The following is a 15,941-nucleotide window of genomic DNA, read 5'->3' as shown; positions in this document are numbered from 1 at the left end:
TTTCTGCCATCTTCCTCACGCCTCGACTCGGAGCGGGCAGGGGGTAGTTCTCCCGTCCTCCTCGCGACCATGACGGAGCGCCTCGGCCGCGCTGTCGTGGCCGAGACGGTGCTCAGGAGGTGGTCGCGAAGCGGCGGCGGTACTGCTGCGGGCTGAGCCGGCGGATCCGGGTGAAGTGGTGGCGCAGCGTGGCCGCGTTGCCGAAGCCCACGTCCGCGGCGATGCGCTCCACCGGCAGGTCGGTCTCCTCGAGCAGCTGCTCGGCCCGGTGCAGGCGCCGCGCCGTGATCCAGGCGTGCGGGGTGGTGCCCGTCTCGTCGCGGAACCGGCGGGCGAAGGTGCGCGGGGACATGGCCGCGCGCCGGGCCAGGGCGTCGACGTCGAGCGGTTCGTCGAGGTGTCCCACGATCCAGGTGAGCAGCGGGTCCAGCGTCTCGGCCCGGCGCTCGGGGACCGGGTCCTTGATGAACTGGGCCTGTCCGCCCTGACGCTGCGGTGGCACGACCATGCGCCGTGCCACCGTGTTGGCGGCCGCCGAGCCGAACTCCTGGCGCCACAGGTGGAGGCAGGCGTCGAGGCCCGCCGCGGTGCCGGCGCTGGTGAGGATGCCGCCGTCCTCGACGTAGAGGACCTCGGGCACCACCTGGGCGGCGGGGAACCGCGCGGCCAGCTCCGCGGTGTGCATCCAGTGGGTGGTGCAGCGGCGGCCGTCGAGCAGCCCGGCCGTCCCCAGGACGAAGGCGCCCGAGCAGATGGAGAGGATCCGGGCACCCCGGTCGGAGGCCGCGCGCAGCGCGTCGATCACTTCGGCCGGGACCTCCCGGTCCCGGGACATCGCCGGCAGGACCACGAGGTCCGCCTCGGTCACCCGGTCGAGCCCGTGCTGGACGGCCACGTCGAAGCCGGCGATCGTGCGGACCGGGCGCCCGCCGGGACTGCACACCGCGAAGTCCATCACCGGCAGCCCGTCGGCGGAGCGGTCGATCGCCCAGGCCTCGCAGGCCACACCGAGCTCGAAGGGGGAGACCTCGCCGAACACGATGACGGCCACGTTGCTGATCATGGGTCCATGCTTCCAGCAGGGCGGCAGGAAGTCGATGACAGCCGCAAAAATGCCACTCGTCGTGGGGCGAGCAAATGAGGAGAATCGGTGCCATCAGGACCGAAGTGCGGGTGGACGGGAAGAGGGCGGTGGACGATGGTGAGCACGGGTGAGGGCGAGCGCCGCAAGGTGGCGGTCCTGGGGGCGACCGGGGAGCTGGGCTCGCGGGTGGTGGCGCAGCTGCGCCAGCGCGGTATCGACGTCGTCGAGGTCTCCCGCGGACAAGGCACCGACGTCTACTCCGGGAAAGGCCTGGAAGCCGCGTTCGACGGGGTCTCCACGGTGGTGGACTGCCTCCACCTGCCGACGCTGTCCCGCCGGCGCGCCGTCGACTTCTTCACCACCACCGCCCGCAACGTGCAGGCCGCGGCACAGCGGAGCGGGGTGTCCCGGATCGTGTGCGTCACGATCCTCAACGCCCGGGAACCGGAGGTGCACCGGTGGATGGGCTACTACGCGGGCAAGGCCGCCCAGGAGCAGGCCTACCGTGCCGGGCCGGTCCCGGTCACGGTCGTGGCCTCGGCGCAGTGGTACGAACTGGCCGAGACCCTGCTGTCGCAGCTGCGCATCGGCCCGCTCTCGATGGTGCCCGGGATGCACTCCCGGCCGCTGGCCGCCGAGGACGCCGCCGCGTTCGTCGCCGACCGCGCTCTGGGGCCCTCCGGCACCGCGACATCCGACGACGTCGTCATCGCCGGCCCCGAGGTCCGCGACATGGCGGAGCTGGCCCGTGCGCTCGCCGAGCGCCGCGGAGGACACCGGAGAATCCTCCGGGTGCCGGTGTCCTTCACCGCCCTCGGCAACGGCGGCCTCCTGCCCCGAGGGGACTTCACGACCGCCCCGACACGGTTCGAGGACTGGCTCCGCGGCACCTCATGAGGAATGTGCTCGCCAGCACTGACAGGCGTGTTCCGGGCGGCACGATGAGCTCAGCCGGCACCCGTCGACCCGTTGGGTTTACTCCTTCATCCGGTCGGAACGGTCCGTGGTCCGTTACTGGCCGAGCTCCCGGACCGTCACCGGGCAGATTCGACCAGGGCGTCCAGGGCCCCGTTGCGCGGCATTCTCAGGATGGACAGCCGCTCTTCCTGGCCGATCAGGCCACCCATGGGAGAGACCTCGCGCATCTCGATGCTGCCAGGATCGGGGGAATCGAGGACCGTGCGCAGGGTCTCCACATCGCGGGTCTCCACGATGCGGCGCCAGCGGCCGAGGTTCTCGACGTGCGGATGCCCTTGCACCGAGCTGCTGAGTCGCTCGAGGTTCTGGAGAATCTGCGGTGTCCAGGAGGACAGGGTCTCCTCGTTCAACTTGGGGACCAGCGATCGGTGGAGCAACAGGGTGCGCAGGCTTGACCGGTTCATCTCGGTGTCCTGGGACATTGCTCCTCCTCTCCTCCTGGTGACCGATTCTACCGTCGCGCAAGATGTCCGAGCGGGCTGGCGGCTCCTCTCTGGTGCCAGGTGAAACGTCCCCAGGCACGGCCACAAGAGCATCACGTTGGCCGCGCTCTGGGGGAATCAAGGTGGGGCCGGTGGTCCTTCCCGAGCGACGGACGGCCCTGCTGCTACCCGATCGGTGTCGGCGGTCGGTGGCCGCCGAGCACGGCGAGCACGTTGTCGGCGGCGAGCACCGCCATCGCGGTGCGTGTCTCCACGGTGGCGGAGCCCAGGTGCGGCACCAGCACCACGTTGTCGAGCTCCAGCAGCTCGGGATGCACCTGGGGCTCGTGCTCGAAGACGTCCAGCCCGGCGCCCGCGATCCGGCCCTCCTGCAGCGCGGAGGCGAGCGCCGCCTCGTCGACGATCGGTCCGCGCGCGGTGTTGACGAGGTAGGCCGTGTCCTTCATCGCCGCCAGCTGCTCGGCGCCGATCAGGTGGTGCGTGGCGGGCCCATAAGGACAGTGCAGCGACACGACGTCGGAGACGGCCAGCAGCTCGTCGAGCTCGACCCGCCGGGCGCCCAGCTCGGCGACGATCCCGGGGTCGATCTCGCTGCGCGACTGGTAGACGATCTCCATGCCGAAGGCCTTGGCCCGGCGCGCGGTCGCCTGGCCGATGCCGCCCATGCCGACGACGCCGAGGGTCTTGCCCTGCAGGCTGCTGCCGAGCAGGAAGAACATGCCCCACTTCCAGTCCTGGCCGGAGCGGATGAGCCGTTCCCCCTCGCCGAGCCGGCGGGTCGCCATGAGGATCAGGCCGAACGCGATGTCGGCGGTGGCGTCCGTGAGCACGCCGGGGGTGTTGGTGGCCACCACGTCCCGCTCGGCGCAGGCCGGCACGTCGATGTTGTCGTAGCCGACGGCGACGTTCGCGACCACTTGGAGCTGCGGGCCGGCGGCGTCGAGCAGCTCGGCGTCGACGCGCTCGGTGAGCAGGCTCACGACGCCATCGGCGCCGGCCACCCGGCGCAGGAGCTCCTCGCGACCGATCGGCCCGGCCTCCGGCCAGGCGTCGACCTCGTGCTCGGCGCGGAGCTTCTCGATCGCGGCGTCGGGAATCCGCCCCGTGACGACGACCCGGCTCATGCCGACTCGATCCACTGGCACAGGCGGCCGAGGCCGTCGCGGATGTCCGCGACGTCGATGCCCGAGTAGGCGAGCCGGATGTACTGCCGGTCTTCGCCCGGCTGGCGCCGGCCGAAGTGCTCGCGCGTGCAGAAGGAGACGCCGGTCTCGTGCAGCGCCGCCGTGGCGAAGTCTCCGACCGCCGTGTACCCCATGCGCTCCATGGCGGCGGTGACGTCGGGGAACAGGTAGAACGTCGACTGCGGCACGGCCACGTGCATGCCGGGGGTGGCGTTCACGAGCTCGCAGGCGGCGTCCCGGCGCTCGCGCAGGACGTCGAGCATCTGCTGCACGGGTTCCTGGGTGCCGCGGAGCGCTTCGATGCCGGCCCACTGCACGTAGTGCGTGGTGCAGGACTCGTCGTTGGTGTTGAGGGTGCTGAGCACCGTGGCGATCTCACGCGGCGCGACGGCGCAGCCGAGGCGCGAGCCGGTCATGGCGAACTTCTTGCTGAACGTGTAGAGGATGACGGTGCGCTCGGCCATGCCGGGCAGCGAGGCGATCGAGCTCGAGACCCCCTCGTAGCGGGTCTCGAAGTAGGCCTCGTCGGAGAGCACCCAGAGATCGTGCTCCTGGGCGAGCTGCGCGACGGCCTCGCGCTCGGCCGCCGTCGACTCGGCCGAGATGGGGTTCTGCAGGTCGTTGTAGATGATGGCGACCGTGTTCGGGGTGATCGAGGCACGCACCTGGTCGAGGTCGATCGCGAAGCCGTCCTCCGTGGGCAGGTAGCGGTACGACACGGCCGTGCCCCCGAGGTACTCGATCTGCGACTCGTAGATCGGGAAGCCGGGGTTCGGGTAGAGCACCTCCTCGCCCGGGTTCATGACCGCCTGCAGGAACTTGGTGATGACGGGCTTGCCGCCCGTCATCACCACGATGTTCTCGGGGCTGAGGTCGATGCCACGACGCGAGCCGATGTCCTCGGCGAGGGCCTCGCGCAGCTGCGGGATGCCGGGGCCGGGGCCGTAGCCGGTGTAGCCGTCGGCGATGGCCCGGTCCATCGCCTCGACGATGTGCGGGGCCGTCGGGATGTTGATGTCGCCGAGGTGGAAGGGGTACACGCGGTTCCCCTTCGCCTTCCAGGCGGCGGCGGCCTGGGCGACGCTGAAGGCGGTTTCGGTGCCCAGCCGGTCGAGCCGGTGTGCGAGTTCCCGCATGCTGTTCCACTCCTCGTCGAGTTGGTGATTGATCCGCTGGCGGACCCGCACCGAGCATACGACTCATATATCAGCCTGGGAAGAGTGGTTCCCCGATGGATTTCCACCGTGGACATCGCCGCTAGGTTCTTCGCGCTCAGAGGCCGGCCGCATGGGATGCGGGTGTGCGGCTCCCGTCGGGACGGGAACCGCACACCCGCATCAGGCGTGGAGTGTCAGTGCACGCGGAGGTAGACGGGGCCGGAGCCGACGTTGACGGTCTGGATGACCGTCTGGTTGCCGTTCCAGCCGCCGTGGACGGCCTTGCCGCCGCCGATGTACACGGCGATGTGGGCGAAGCCCATGCCGCCGTTGGCGTAGTAGACCAGGTCGCCGGGCCGGGCCTGCGCGGCGGAGACCCGCGTGCCGAGCTTCAGGTAGGAGTCCGGCCACCCGTGGTGCTTGACCCCGGCCGCGCGCAGGGCCTTGGTGACCAGGGCGGTGCAGTCCTGCCGCACGCCGAGCTGGTTCCGCGCCGCGGCGGCGATGGTTGCGGCCTTGCCGGCCTGGGACTGGGTGCTGAGGACCTGCTGGGGGGCTGCGACGGGGGCGGCCTGGGCCGGGGCCACGCTGCTGAGCGCCAAGGCGCCGCCGGCGACCGCCAGGATGGCGGTGCGCCCGAGGCGGAACGGGCTCTGGGCGCGATGGCGGGGCGTGCGGGACTGGAAAACGGGCATGAGTGATGTCCTCCCTCTTGCCTGCGAGGTGAGCTGTTGGATGCGGGTGGGAGACACCCGGTCGTCAGGGTGGGGGCCCCGACGACTTAACCCCTAGGTCCCGGGGGAGGGACCGTTTCTGGTTCCCCCGCTTCTGCCGAGCGATGTGTCTGGGGGCCCCGGGCACCGGCAGAATTCGGCGATGTGCACGGAGATGCCGATCGTTAATGCGATGAGCACGGAGAGAACACTAACCGAAAAATAACGGGAAAGTCACGTTTAGATCACGGGCGCGTCTCGGCTTTGGTGCTGATCTGGCATTGCACCTCCGCGCCCGGACGCCGTGGTCCGATGAGGCGTGCCCAAGGGAATCCCCCGGGAGGCTCAGCTCGAGACGAAAGTGGGCTTGACCTGGGGCTCTGCCCGAGTCATGCCGATGGGCAAGCATGCCCCTGTCCGGGGTCTAGTGCCGGGTGGCGGCACCCGTGGCAGGGTGTGACTGTTTGCCGGGAAAGGTCCACAGAACATTAGATCGCCGACGGGATCGGCCCCTTCCTCCTGGGTCGGGAAAACAACCTCCTCCGGCGATCTCCGTTGTCCTGTCAGGAATTCGCAAAAAGAAAGAAATGCGTTTCCGGCGCGTCGATCTCGCTCTCCTGGCGTCCTCCGAGCACCAGGCTGCCGAGGAGGGGATGCGCCCCGGAGCCCCGGCCTGCCGGCATGCGGAGGGCTCCGGTGCCGCGGCACCGGAGCCCTCCGTTCGGCTGTTCAACCGGTCAGGCGACGCTGAAGCCCTCGTACTGCCGGGAGGCGACCTCGTCGCACTTGGCGCGGTAGGCGCCGACCCCGCCCACGTAGGGCATGAACACCCGCGGCTTGCCGGGCACGTTGGCACCCAGGTACCAGGAGTTCGCCTGCGGGAACAGGGTCATGTCCGCGGCGTCGTTGACGTGCTGCACCCACGCGTCCTCCGCCTCGGGGGAGGCCTCGGAGCGGGTGAGGCCCTGGTCCTCGAGGTAGCGGATGTGGTCGGTGATCCAGTCGACGTGCTGCTCGATCGAGGTCACCATGTTGCTGAGCACCGACGGGCTGCCGGGGCCGGTGACCAGGAACAGGTTCGGGAACCCGGCGGTGGCCAGCCCGAGGTAGGTCCGCGGGCCGGCGGCCCACTTCTCGGCCAGGGCGAGCCCCTCGGTGCCCCGGATGTCGATCCGGCTCAGGGCCCCGGTCATGGCGTCGAAACCGGTGGCGAAGACGATCGCGTCGACTTCGTACTCCTGCTCCGTGGTGGCCAGCCCCCGCTCGGTCAGCCGGGTGATCGGCGCGGACCGGACGTCGACCAGGGAGACGTTCTCCCGGTTGAACGTCGTGTAGTAGTCGGTGTCCACGCAGATCCGCTTGGTGCCCACGGGGTGGTCGTAGGGCTTGAGCAGCTCCGCGACCTGCGGGTCCTCGACGATCTCGTCGATGCGCTCGCGGATGTACTGGGCCACGACGTCGTTGGCCTCCTTGCTGATCGCCAGGTCCGAGAAGCACTGCCCGAGGCGGAACCCGCCCAGCGTCCAGTGCTCCTCCATGACCTTGCGCTGCTCCGCCGGGTCGGTCTCCAGCGCGGAGGCGGTGCTGGGCGGGAACGGCAGCCCGGTCGGGGTCTGCCGGGCGATCTCCCGGATCCGCGGGTACTCGGCCTTGATCTGCGCCCACTCCTGCGGGTCCAGCGGCTGGTTGCGCGCCGGGACGCTGAAGTTCGGGGTGCGCTGGAAGACCGTGAGGTGCTCGGCCTGCCGGGCGATCTCGGGGATCGACTGGATGCCCGAGGAGCCGGTGCCGATCACCGCGACGCGCTTGCCGGTGAAGTCCACGCCCTCGTGCGGCCAGGAGCCGGTGTGGTAGACCTCTCCGGTGAAGTCGGCCAGGCCCTCGAAGTCCGGCACGCGCCCGGCCGAGAGGCAGCCGGTGGCCATGATGCAGTACCGGGCGCTGACCGTCTCCTCCGCACCGTCCACGGTCGAGCGGGTGGTCACGGCCCACCGCGCGGTGGCGTCGTCGTAGACCGCGGAGACCACCTCGGTGTCCAACTGGATGTCGGGGCGGAGGTCGAAGCGGTCGGCCACGTGGTTGAGGTAGCGCAGGATCTCGGGCTGGGTGGGGTAGCGCTCGGTCCACTCCCACTCCTGCTCCAGCTCCGGGGAGAACGAGTAGGAGTAGTAGGGGCTCTCCACGTCGCACCGGGCCCCGGGGTAGCGGTTCCAGTACCACGTGCCGCCCACGCCGTCGCCCTTCTCGACCACGGCCACGGACCGACCCTGCTCGCGCAGGCGGTGGAGGAGGTAGAGGCCGGAGAACCCGGCACCGACGACGACGACGTCCAGCTCGCGCACCGTGCTCATCGCTCGCCCGCCTCCTCGAGCTCGGCGTGGACGTCCGAGGCGATCGACTCCACCACGAAGTCCAGGGCCTCGGCGCTGGCCGGCAGGACGTTGACCATCGAGAAGAAGCCGTGCATCTGGCCCTCCCAGCGGCGCTGGTGGACCTCGACCCCCGCCTCCTGGAGCTTCTCGGCGTAGGCCTCGCCCTCGTCCCGGAGCACGTCGTGGGCGGCGGTGATGACCAGGGCCGGGGGCAGGCCGGAGAGGTCCTCGGCGTGGAACGGCGCGGCATCCGGGTGTTTGCGCTGCTCGGCGTCGGGCACGTACTGGTCCCAAAACCAGGACATGAACTCGGTGGTCAGCAGCGTCTGGTTCTCCTCCTCGGTGTAGGAGGGGCGGGTGAAGTCGGCGTCGGTAGCCGGGTAGATCAGCACCTGCTTGGCGATCGCCGGCCCGCCGTTCTCGCGCGCCCGCAGGGCCATGACGGCTGAGAGGTTGCCGCCGGCGCTGTCCCCGCCGACGTAGAGCGGGACCTGCGCCCCGGCGAGCTCCGCCAGGTGCTCGCCCGCCCAGGTCAGAGCGGTCCAGGAGTCCTCCACCGCGGCGGGGAAGGGGTGCTCTGGGGCCTTGCGGTAGTCCACGAGGACGACGGCGCAGCCCGATTTCTCGGCCAGCTGCCGGCCCAGGGTGTCGTAGCCGTCGATGTCCTGCAGCACCCAGCCGCCGCCGTGGAGGTAGACGAACACGCCGGCCGTCTCGACGCGCTCGCCGACACCGTCACCCGCTTCACCCAGGAGGTGGGGCAGCACCACTTCGAGGAGTCCCGCACCGGCCTGATCGACGCCGTGCGGGTGCTGCTCGCGGCCGCCGACAACGACGAGCTGACCGCCATGGCGGAGCAGGTCATGCTGCGCTCGCTGCGGCGGATCACGCTCTATCCCTCCGGGCACCTGGTGCCGCTGTGGGTCGAGGGCTGGCAGGACATGCTGCACCTGCTGCGTGAGGGCGCCGACGCGGAGGCTGTGGCCCGGCTGCGGGCGTTCTTCACGGAGCTGACCACCCGGATGCGGGAGGACCGGCCGCTGGACGCGACGGTGGGGCCGACATCCCAGCAGTGAGCCACGGCTGTGGTTCTTGGGAATCGACGCGCCGGAGCCTGCGACGCCGCCTGGGACGTCATCCCGGTGTGCTCCGTGTCCGTCCGAAGAGGCCCCGACGCGTCAGTGGGATTCCCGGATCAGCAACAGCCGGCAGTTACTGGAGCTCCCACGTGCCGCAGCGCTTGGTCTCGAAGTCCTGTCCCTCGGCCAGGGTCACGGACGGCCGGCCGCCGCCGGGGATGTCGTTGGCGATGATGTCGTCCCCGTTGGTGCCGGAGGTCAGGATGGCCCAGTAGCAGCTCGACCCCACGTCGTCCCTTGACCGGTACGTGCCGGGATCGATGTCCACGCCGACGGTCCACGTGCCCTCGCGGATGGTGTTGTCCGCTTTCTTCTGCTCGGCTCCGGAGACAGCGTTCTCACGTTCCTTGACGGCGTCTTCCGCCTCTTTGACCTCGTCCTCGCGTTCCTCGAGCGCCTTCTCGGCAGCGGTGACCTCGTCCTCGCGCTTCTGCAGCTCCGTGTGCCGGTCCTGGAGGCCGGACGACATCGTGTCGTAGTCCTCCTGGAGGGACTCGTAGTCCTCCTCGACGCCCGTCTTGGCGGAAGCCAGGGCGATGTACTCGTCACTCGAGGTGGGGTCCGAAGCCGCGGCACCTCCGATGCCCAGGCCTCCTGCGAAGAGCGCGACACCGGCCACCGCCATGACGATCGGCTTGGTCCTGCTCTTCTGCCGATCCGGGGCGGCCGAATCGGCCCCGATGCCGGACCGGTCACGGCGGAACGACGTCGTGGCGCGCGTCCAGGCACCGGCGAGTGCCGCGCCGGAGCGACGAGAGGCGGGACGGTCCGTACCGCCCACATCGTGTGCGGCTTCCGGAGCACTGGCCGGCAGGGGCTGGGTCAGAGGCCCATTCTTTCCCGTACCAGCATCGGCCTCGGCGTCGTCGACCCAGAACTGCCATCCGTCCGGCGCCGGACCCCACGCGGGATCGGGGGACCATCCGGGGTGGGGAATCCAGCCTTCCGGGGGCTGCGGCCAGGTGGGGGGAGCGTTGAAGCGCATGGAGACATCCAGGGGGTCGAGCGGAGATTGCAAGCACAAACGTAACGGGGAGTGGGCGCCCTTTCTTACCGAGCGGTCACAATGCAGAAATGTGCGGTCCTGAAGCGCTGGATGCTGAGCCCGGAAGCATCGGCCATCTCCGGGTGGTTGCCGTAGAAGGTCGTCCTCGTCCCGCCTGCGATGGACCCGTCATTGACGCCCTTTCACCCACCGGATGACGGTGACAACCAGCCAGGCGACGAACACGAGCGGAGCGATCAGCCAAGAGATTCCGACGACGGCAGCCCAGACGGACTCCGGCACCCCGACGAGGCTCAACAATGCGCCGACGACTGTCATGCCCACGACCAGGAACAGGATGATCGACCACATCACGACGTGGAACACCCAGCGACGTCGCGGCTTCACCTGCGGTGACGCCTCGGCAGGCAACGGATGGTCCCACGGCTGCCGCGGGCGGACGGACAGCGGGGGGTCCCAGGGCTGTCGGGGTGGGGCGGCGTACGGCGCCGAGGAGGACTCCGCGGAACCCGGCCGGGGCGGAGCCTCCATCCTCGGCACCGCGTGGGTTTCGGCGGTCCAGGTCTCAGCAGGCGCTGGGCTCGCCGCGTCTGGCACGGACGTGCTGGACTGCTCCGAGGCGACCTGCGGTTCCGGCGGGGCCGTGGCCGAATCCGGAGGGATGGAGTTCACAGGAATTGCGTCGTCGAGCACCGCGGGCGGGTCGACGTCGTCCTCGACCGGTGCTCCGGCCTCTGCCCGTTCCAGCAGCTCCCGAAGCTCCGGTTCCCCGATCACGGCGATGCGCTGACCCTCCTGGATGCGCTCGGCGGCCTTCTTCTCCTTGCCGGTGGCGCCGGTGAGCGGTGGATTGCGGACGTGAGCCCCGGCGCCGATCACCAGGCACGTGACCTTCTTCGTGAGATTCTGCGCGACCACGGCGCCGGCCCCGCGCATGCGCTCCTGGATCTCCTCGCGAGTTCCGAAGGAGAGATCCCCGGTGATCAGCACGACCTCGCCCTCGAGGGAGGTCGGCGCGAAAACGGTGGGATCGGCGAGCGACGGGCCGGTGGCCGGCCGATCCACGGACGTGCGGTACACCGATTCCGGGGCACGCCGGGAGCTCGCCGGACGTGCGGGCGACGATCCAGTGGCGGAACGGCGCGACGCTCGTTGCCAGAGCTCGTCCACGGTGGACGCCCCGGTGCGGTGGGCCAGCTCGACGGTCACCTGCGCTGCGGCCAGGGCATCGGCCTCAGCCTGGTGGTGCGGAAAGTCGTCCAGGCCGAGATGGCGCACCACGGTGGGGAGCTTGTGGTCCACCAGATCGAGATGGCCTCGCGAGAGCTGCAGCGTGCAGTGGAACCGCGGCAGGGGAGCCTCCACGCCCGAGGCCCGGTTGGCGGCCCGCCACACGGACTCGTCGAAGGACGCGTTGTGCGCGACGACGGGCAGGTCGGCGCAGAGCCGGTGCAAGCGCTGCACGGTCTCCCGCCAGGAGAGTCCATCGGCCATGCACTGCTCCCGGGTGATGCCGTGAATGGCGGTGTTCCTCCGCTCGAAGTGATCCGCCGGCGGTGGGGGTTTGACGAGCCACGACTCCGAGGACTGCACCCGGCCGTTCCGGACGACAGCGACGCCTACGGCGCACGCCGATTCCCTCTTTCCGTTGGCCGTCTCGAAGTCCACGGCCACGAAGTCCAGATCCGGCACGCTACTTCACCTCCTCGATCACCAGGTTGATGCCGTCGTCGGGGTGGTACCCCCAGGACGCCTCGAAGTCGTCCCACGTGCCCGTCTGTCGCCCGTCGAGGGCGCGCGTGCTGTCCATGCGAGCGATGACGCTGTCCGAGGCGTCCAGTCCCCGCAGGACGCACGCCATTTCGGAGACTTCGGCACCATAGGTGTTGTCCTCGCCGATGGTCTGGATCGATACGCTGTGCCCCTCGTCCCCGATCGTGATGCCGACGGCGTCCGTCAGCCCGCAGTCCTCGACGGCGGTCTCGATGTCGGTGGACCCGAAGCCCATGTCGGCGGTGCCGGCGTCCGGCGTGATGTCGGAACCCGAAGCGGCAGGCGTGACCGGGCCCGATGCGCCGGCGCCCACCATCACTCCCAGAAGCAGTCCGGCGATCAAACCCGTGCCGCCGAAGATCCAGTGCCGACTGTCGGAGGAGAGTGCGGAGGCCCAGATCTTCTTCAGCCGCGTCAGGAAGGACGATGTCTTCTTTTTCTTCCTCGTGACGGACGGGGAGGCGGCGGGATGCGCGTCCTCGACCCAGAACTGCCAGCCGTCGGGTGCGGGACCCCACGCCGGGTCGGGGAACCAGTTCGGCGGAGGTGTCCAGCCGGAGGGCGGCTGGGGCCAGTTGGGGGGTGTGTTGAACTTCATGGCGCCATTCACGGACGGGGGATGATTACCTGCGCAAACGTATCCTGGGGCTCGGACGCCGAAAAAAGTTGTCATGTCACAGGGCGCCTCGGAAACCGATCACAGAGGGGATCAAGCCAGCGCCGGCGTTCGGATGTGGTGCGGAGGCGCAGGAGACCGGTCTGCGGGTCACTCGTGCGGGGGACCGTGTTCGTGGGCCTATGCCTCAGTGCTCAACGCCCAGCACCGAGTGCGCGATGAGCATGTCGAGGCGCCGGACATCGATCTTCTTGCCGACCCTGATCTTGATGCGCCCGGCGCGGGTCCAGAGCTCGAGCTCTCCGTCAAGGTCGAAGGTGCCGGCGTTCTCGGACGACCACATGGTGATCGCCGAGTACGGCAGGGAGTACACCTCGACCTTCCGACCGGTCATGCCCTGGGCGTCGCGGACGATCAACCGCTTGGTGGTGAAGACAGCGCTGTCGCGGAAGGTCTTGTAGGCGGCCACAGGCTGTTCTCCCGGGACCATGAGCTCGGCGACGTCGTTCGGGATGGGGCACTCGGCCACGAACATCCACTGGGTTACTGCTGCTGTTTCCATGACTGCTCCTGTCGTCCACGTAAGCGGGGCCGGCGCAAGATCCCCGGCGTCCCCACATCTGCCCATTCACAGTAGTGAATGCAGGCGCATACGATCCAGGCATCTGGCGCAGTGCTTCGGAAGGAGTGCCACGGTGGCTTCACGAGGACAACGGACGACGGCGGGACCGCCGCGGCGCTTCCCGGTGCCACCGGATGGATACCAGTTGCTCTTCACCGTCACCTGCACCAAATGCGGGGCGAAGGAGCCGACGTTCTCACTGGAGGGGCGGTTCCCGCGTCACTGCTCCCCCGTGAACGGCCGGTCCGTCTGTGTGCGCAGCGGTGCCGAGTTCCTGGCCGGGGAAAAGCGTCGGGTGACGTGGCGGGTGGTGCAGAGGGTTGTCGCCCCGGAGGCCACGGGCCGCCCTGAGGCACTGCCGACGCCGCGAGCGTCGAGATCAGCGGCGTCGGCGGAGGACAAGACGCCCGGGCTCAAGACCGATCAATCCCCGAAAGGCCGAGCGGCCTCGACCGGGACCAGCCGAAGGATGTCCCGCCTCGAAGCGGAACGGCGCTACTACTCCTCGGACGCCGAGGAGGCCAATGAGGCCCGGTACCGCGAGTGGCAGGAGCTGAACACCGGATCGGTCAGTGTTGTGGCGCGGTCGTGCGCGCCGCAAGGAACGGGCCGGCGCCGCTGAGCCCGTGCCTGTTCATCATGCGGTCCGCGTCAGCGGCGCCCGCCCCGGGCCCGGCCGCCCGGCAAAGGCCTGAACGATGTCGAGCCAGGCGTCGGCATCGGGCCCCTCCGCCACGAGACTGCCGTCCCGGCGGTGCCGCCGCCGGGTGGCGAGCAGGGCGAAGTCCAGGGCTGGACCGTGGACGCGCTGCGCCGCCTCGGCCGGTCCCCAGGTCCAGGTCTCGTCCTCGTGGGTGAGCTCGACGCGGAACGGCTCGGCCGGCGGGTCCATCCGGCGCTGCTTGAAGGCGTAGTCGCGGGTGGCCACGCCCAGGTGGGCGACGTGCCGCAGCCGGTGCGAGGCCACCGGGAGCACCCCGAGGGCGTCCCGGACGTCCTGGCCGTGGGCGAAGGTCTCCATGATCCGGGCGCTGGCCATCATGGGTGCGCCCATGGGCGGGCCGATCCACGGGATGCGCTCGCTCTCCGGCACGGCGGCGAGCCGCTCGAGCACGCGGCGTCGGCTGTCCTGCCAGGACGCCAGGATCTCGGCTGGGGGCCGTGCGGCACCCTCCTGGGCACCGCGGTCGACGACGTCGGCCTCCGCCCGGAACCGCTCCCGCAGCTGCGCGAAGACCTCCAGCTCCTCGAGGGCGGTCAGCACGGTCCGCTCCGTCCAGGTGAGGTGGGCGATCTGGTGGCGGATCGTCCACCCCTCCGCCGGGGTGGGGCGGTCCCAGTCCTCGGCGGAGAGCGGCCGCAGCAGCTCCTCGAGCAGGTCTCCCTCCTGGCGCAGGTCGGCCAGCAGGGCGGCGGGATCGGGGCGGGTCATGGGCTCACCATATTCCGGCCAGACCTTCAGCTTCAGGTGCACCGCTCGCGAAGTTCGGCAATGACTGCTTTCTCACGCGTGTTGACGGCGCCGTCCACAGTTGCCACCCGCTCGGCTGCGTCGACAACGTCGCTCAGGTTCCCTGGTTCGGCGTCCAGGCGTCGCCACACCTTGTCGGGGTCTATGTCGACGAGGCGAGCAAGCTGTTCATCGACCACCTGGTGCTGATCCCGGACCAGCCTCACTAGGTGACGGATCAGCAGGGCCTCGTCGTCGGTGATTTTGCCATCCGCCATGATGACGAGCCAGGCGACCCACAGCATCAGCTGCGGATGCCGACTCCACTCACTCAGATTCTCAGCGAGTTCGATCACCCGCGCCTCGTTCCGGAAGACAGCTTGCGCGTGCCGTCCCGCGACCAACGTCGTGTAGCGGTTCAGCACCACCGCGAGCGGAACGCCAACGAGCGGAATGCCGATTTTGATGACGTTGCGCTGCAGAAGGAACTTGCCGACTACCGGAAGCCCCTTCCCAGCGGCCAGGACTCCCTTGGAATAGAAGCGCTTGATCACCGGCCGCATAACGGCAGGGACGGCCTTGACCACGCCCCCACTCACGGCTTCCCCGCTCTTGATCGTGAAGGCCACCCTAATGAGCTTCCACAGGTCATCAGGGTCGGACAGGTCGAGTGGAACTCGGTAGAGGACCGCGACGTCGTAGGCCAGTCGGAGCTGGAGCCGGGTGATGTACGCGACATCGACCATCATGGTCGTGACGGCGGCCGGGACAGTCGCCGCCGAGGCGCCCCCGAGGCTCCCGAGGGTAGCGATGATGGCCGCCGAGTAGGCGCCAGCGGAGAGCCCGCCTTCGAGCGCGGCGTACCTCGTTGCCATTCTGATCCGCTGGTCGACGATGGCGTCCGCGGGTACGCCCTCGTACCGTTCCTGAAAGTACTGCCAGTTGACCTTGTCGGTGTAGGAGCCCAGGGCCTGCGCGCTGAGCTTGGTAAACCATCCTCCCGACTTGATGTCGTCCGGGCTCAGCCCTTTGACGAAATCCCGTAGCTTGGCTCGTTCGTCCTCGACGACCTTCCGGTCGTCATCATTCGCGTCGTCGATGTCGATCCCGTCAACACCTTCAGTGTGAGCTTTGGCCATGGCGAGCCCTCCCGGGTGGGTTCAGCGTCCAGCTCGATTGCCGGACTTTGGACAAACCCACTGACGTTTGAACAGGGTGACCCAGCGGTGGGCACTTCTGTTGGTCCTCAGCGGCGTGGATCCGTTGTTTATGCATGCTAATGCCGCGGGACGACATCTCTGGGGGCGCGGGGCCCATTGAAGCTCAATAGCGAACTAGACGGTATGTAGTGACCGCCCGGGTGCGCTGGGGGGTTGCGGGCCGGGGCCTCACTCACTGATCTTC

16 protein-coding genes and 1 riboswitch are annotated in these 15,941 nt (G+C 69.4%); of the genes, 3 read left to right on the top strand and 13 right to left on the bottom strand.

All coding sequences use genetic code 11. The features are described from left to right. Nucleotides 1-112: 112 nt before the first annotated feature. Nucleotides 113-1,063 carry a helix-turn-helix domain-containing protein gene (locus QYM41_RS13390; RefSeq protein ID WP_368800267.1) on the bottom strand — a complete coding sequence of 317 codons (951 nt, stop codon included), beginning with the start codon at nucleotides 1,061-1,063 and terminating at the stop codon, nucleotides 113-115. A 138-nt stretch (nucleotides 1,064-1,201) separates the two neighbouring features. Here QYM41_RS13390 and QYM41_RS13385 point away from each other — a divergent pair, with 138 nt between their 5' ends. Continuing rightward, a complete protein-coding gene (locus tag QYM41_RS13385) occupies nucleotides 1,202-1,981 on the top strand; it encodes an SDR family oxidoreductase (RefSeq protein WP_368800266.1) in 780 nt (259 codons plus the stop codon). 137 nt (nucleotides 1,982-2,118) lie between these two features. Here the strand turns inward: QYM41_RS13385 and QYM41_RS13380 are convergent, their stop codons facing one another. From QYM41_RS13380 to QYM41_RS13355, 6 genes are all read right to left on the bottom strand, one after another. Beyond that, nucleotides 2,119-2,484: a hypothetical protein gene (locus QYM41_RS13380; protein WP_368800265.1), complete on the bottom strand. Its 366-nt coding sequence runs from the start codon at nucleotides 2,482-2,484 to the stop codon at nucleotides 2,119-2,121. Nucleotides 2,485-2,669: 185 nt separating this feature from the next. Continuing rightward, the gene (locus tag QYM41_RS13375) at nucleotides 2,670-3,629 is read right to left on the bottom strand and encodes a 2-hydroxyacid dehydrogenase (RefSeq protein WP_368800264.1); all 960 of its coding nucleotides are present in this window, start codon (nucleotides 3,627-3,629) and stop codon (nucleotides 2,670-2,672) included. Beyond that, on the bottom strand, nucleotides 3,626-4,825 hold the full coding sequence (locus QYM41_RS13370; protein WP_368800263.1) for a pyridoxal phosphate-dependent aminotransferase: 1,200 nt from the start codon (nucleotides 4,823-4,825) through the stop codon (nucleotides 3,626-3,628). The genes QYM41_RS13375 and QYM41_RS13370 overlap by 4 nt, the downstream gene beginning before the upstream one ends. Nucleotides 4,826-5,040: 215 nt before the next feature. Next, nucleotides 5,041-5,541, bottom strand: coding sequence for an NlpC/P60 family protein (locus QYM41_RS13365; RefSeq protein WP_368800262.1), 501 nt, complete (start codon nucleotides 5,539-5,541; stop codon nucleotides 5,041-5,043). Between the two features lie 5 nt (nucleotides 5,542-5,546). Further along, a riboswitch (cyclic di-AMP (ydaO/yuaA leader) is annotated at nucleotides 5,547-5,732 on the bottom strand. Between the two features lie 564 nt (nucleotides 5,733-6,296). Continuing rightward, entirely contained in the window at nucleotides 6,297-7,910 is a 1,614-nt protein-coding gene (locus tag QYM41_RS13360) for a flavin-containing monooxygenase (protein ID WP_368800261.1), read from the bottom strand. After that, complete coding sequence (locus tag QYM41_RS13355) at nucleotides 7,907-8,635, bottom strand: alpha/beta hydrolase (RefSeq protein WP_368800260.1); 729 nt, start codon at nucleotides 8,633-8,635, stop codon at nucleotides 7,907-7,909. Before QYM41_RS13355 ends, QYM41_RS13360 begins: the two co-directional genes overlap by 4 nt. On the opposite strand from QYM41_RS13355, the gene QYM41_RS13350 reads away from it, so the two are divergent. Next, nucleotides 8,618-9,007 (top strand): hypothetical protein, encoded by a 390-nt coding sequence (locus QYM41_RS13350; protein ID WP_368800259.1) that lies wholly within the window; start codon nucleotides 8,618-8,620, stop codon nucleotides 9,005-9,007. The two genes, QYM41_RS13355 and QYM41_RS13350, sit on opposite strands and share 18 nt — an antisense overlap. 136 nt (nucleotides 9,008-9,143) lie before the next feature. Here the strand turns inward: QYM41_RS13350 and QYM41_RS13345 are convergent, their stop codons facing one another. The 4 genes from QYM41_RS13345 to QYM41_RS13330 all read right to left on the bottom strand — a co-directional run bounded on the left by QYM41_RS13345 (nucleotide 9,144) and on the right by QYM41_RS13330 (nucleotide 13,027). Further along, nucleotides 9,144-9,695: an Rv1352/Rv1906c domain-containing protein gene (locus QYM41_RS13345; RefSeq protein ID WP_368800258.1), complete on the bottom strand. Its 552-nt coding sequence runs from the start codon at nucleotides 9,693-9,695 to the stop codon at nucleotides 9,144-9,146. Between the two features lie 549 nt (nucleotides 9,696-10,244). Next, nucleotides 10,245-11,768, bottom strand: a complete 1,524-nt coding sequence (locus tag QYM41_RS13340; protein WP_368800257.1) for an exonuclease domain-containing protein — start codon at nucleotides 11,766-11,768, stop codon at nucleotides 10,245-10,247. A gap of 1 nt (nucleotide 11,769) precedes the next feature. Continuing rightward, nucleotides 11,770-12,447 carry a hypothetical protein gene (locus tag QYM41_RS13335; RefSeq protein WP_368800256.1) on the bottom strand — a complete coding sequence of 226 codons (678 nt, stop codon included), beginning with the start codon at nucleotides 12,445-12,447 and terminating at the stop codon, nucleotides 11,770-11,772. 205 nt (nucleotides 12,448-12,652) lie between these two features. Beyond that, nucleotides 12,653-13,027 carry a PH domain-containing protein gene (locus tag QYM41_RS13330; RefSeq protein ID WP_368800255.1) on the bottom strand — a complete coding sequence of 125 codons (375 nt, stop codon included), beginning with the start codon at nucleotides 13,025-13,027 and terminating at the stop codon, nucleotides 12,653-12,655. Nucleotides 13,028-13,556: 529 nt separating this feature from the next. On the opposite strand from QYM41_RS13330, the gene QYM41_RS13325 reads away from it, so the two are divergent. Next, a complete protein-coding gene (locus QYM41_RS13325) occupies nucleotides 13,557-13,709 on the top strand; it encodes a hypothetical protein (protein ID WP_368800254.1) in 153 nt (50 codons plus the stop codon). 15 nt (nucleotides 13,710-13,724) lie between these two features. On the opposite strand, the gene QYM41_RS13320 is transcribed toward QYM41_RS13325, so the two are convergent. Continuing rightward, nucleotides 13,725-14,519, bottom strand: coding sequence for a TIGR03084 family metal-binding protein (locus QYM41_RS13320; protein WP_368800253.1), 795 nt, complete (start codon nucleotides 14,517-14,519; stop codon nucleotides 13,725-13,727). Nucleotides 14,520-14,551: 32 nt separating this feature from the next. Beyond that, entirely contained in the window at nucleotides 14,552-15,676 is a 1,125-nt protein-coding gene (locus QYM41_RS13315; RefSeq protein WP_368800252.1) for a tellurite resistance TerB family protein, read from the bottom strand. Nucleotides 15,677-15,941: the final 265 nt, after the last annotated feature.

This window comes from Kocuria oxytropis, from assembly GCF_040981195.1.
Lineage (GTDB): Bacteria > Actinomycetota > Actinomycetes > Actinomycetales > Micrococcaceae > Kocuria > Kocuria oxytropis.
This window is presented reverse-complemented; position numbering and strand designations above follow the sequence as displayed.

Bases quoted from the DNA above. Each gene is read 5' to 3' on its own strand.
- QYM41_RS13390 (WP_368800267.1), bottom strand. From the start codon at position 1,063: ATGATCAGCAACGTGGCCGTCATCGTGTTCGGCGAGGTCTCCCCCTTC.
- QYM41_RS13380 (WP_368800265.1), bottom strand. From the start codon at position 2,484: ATGTCCCAGGACACCGAGATGAACCGGTCAAGCCTGCGCACCCTGTTG.
- QYM41_RS13375 (WP_368800264.1), bottom strand. From the start codon at position 3,629: ATGAGCCGGGTCGTCGTCACGGGGCGGATTCCCGACGCCGCGATCGAG.
- QYM41_RS13370 (WP_368800263.1), bottom strand. From the start codon at position 4,825: ATGCGGGAACTCGCACACCGGCTCGACCGGCTGGGCACCGAAACCGCC.
- QYM41_RS13365 (WP_368800262.1), bottom strand. From the start codon at position 5,541: ATGCCCGTTTTCCAGTCCCGCACGCCCCGCCATCGCGCCCAGAGCCCG.
- QYM41_RS13360 (WP_368800261.1), bottom strand. From the start codon at position 7,910: ATGAGCACGGTGCGCGAGCTGGACGTCGTCGTCGTCGGTGCCGGGTTC.
- QYM41_RS13345 (WP_368800258.1), bottom strand. From the start codon at position 9,695: ATGGCGGTGGCCGGTGTCGCGCTCTTCGCAGGAGGCCTGGGCATCGGA.
- QYM41_RS13335 (WP_368800256.1), bottom strand. From the start codon at position 12,447: ATGAAGTTCAACACACCCCCCAACTGGCCCCAGCCGCCCTCCGGCTGG.
- QYM41_RS13330 (WP_368800255.1), bottom strand. From the start codon at position 13,027: ATGGAAACAGCAGCAGTAACCCAGTGGATGTTCGTGGCCGAGTGCCCC.
- QYM41_RS13325 (WP_368800254.1), top strand. From the start codon at position 13,557: ATGTCCCGCCTCGAAGCGGAACGGCGCTACTACTCCTCGGACGCCGAG.
- QYM41_RS13320 (WP_368800253.1), bottom strand. From the start codon at position 14,519: ATGACCCGCCCCGATCCCGCCGCCCTGCTGGCCGACCTGCGCCAGGAG.
- QYM41_RS13315 (WP_368800252.1), bottom strand. From the start codon at position 15,676: ATGGCCAAAGCTCACACTGAAGGTGTTGACGGGATCGACATCGACGAC.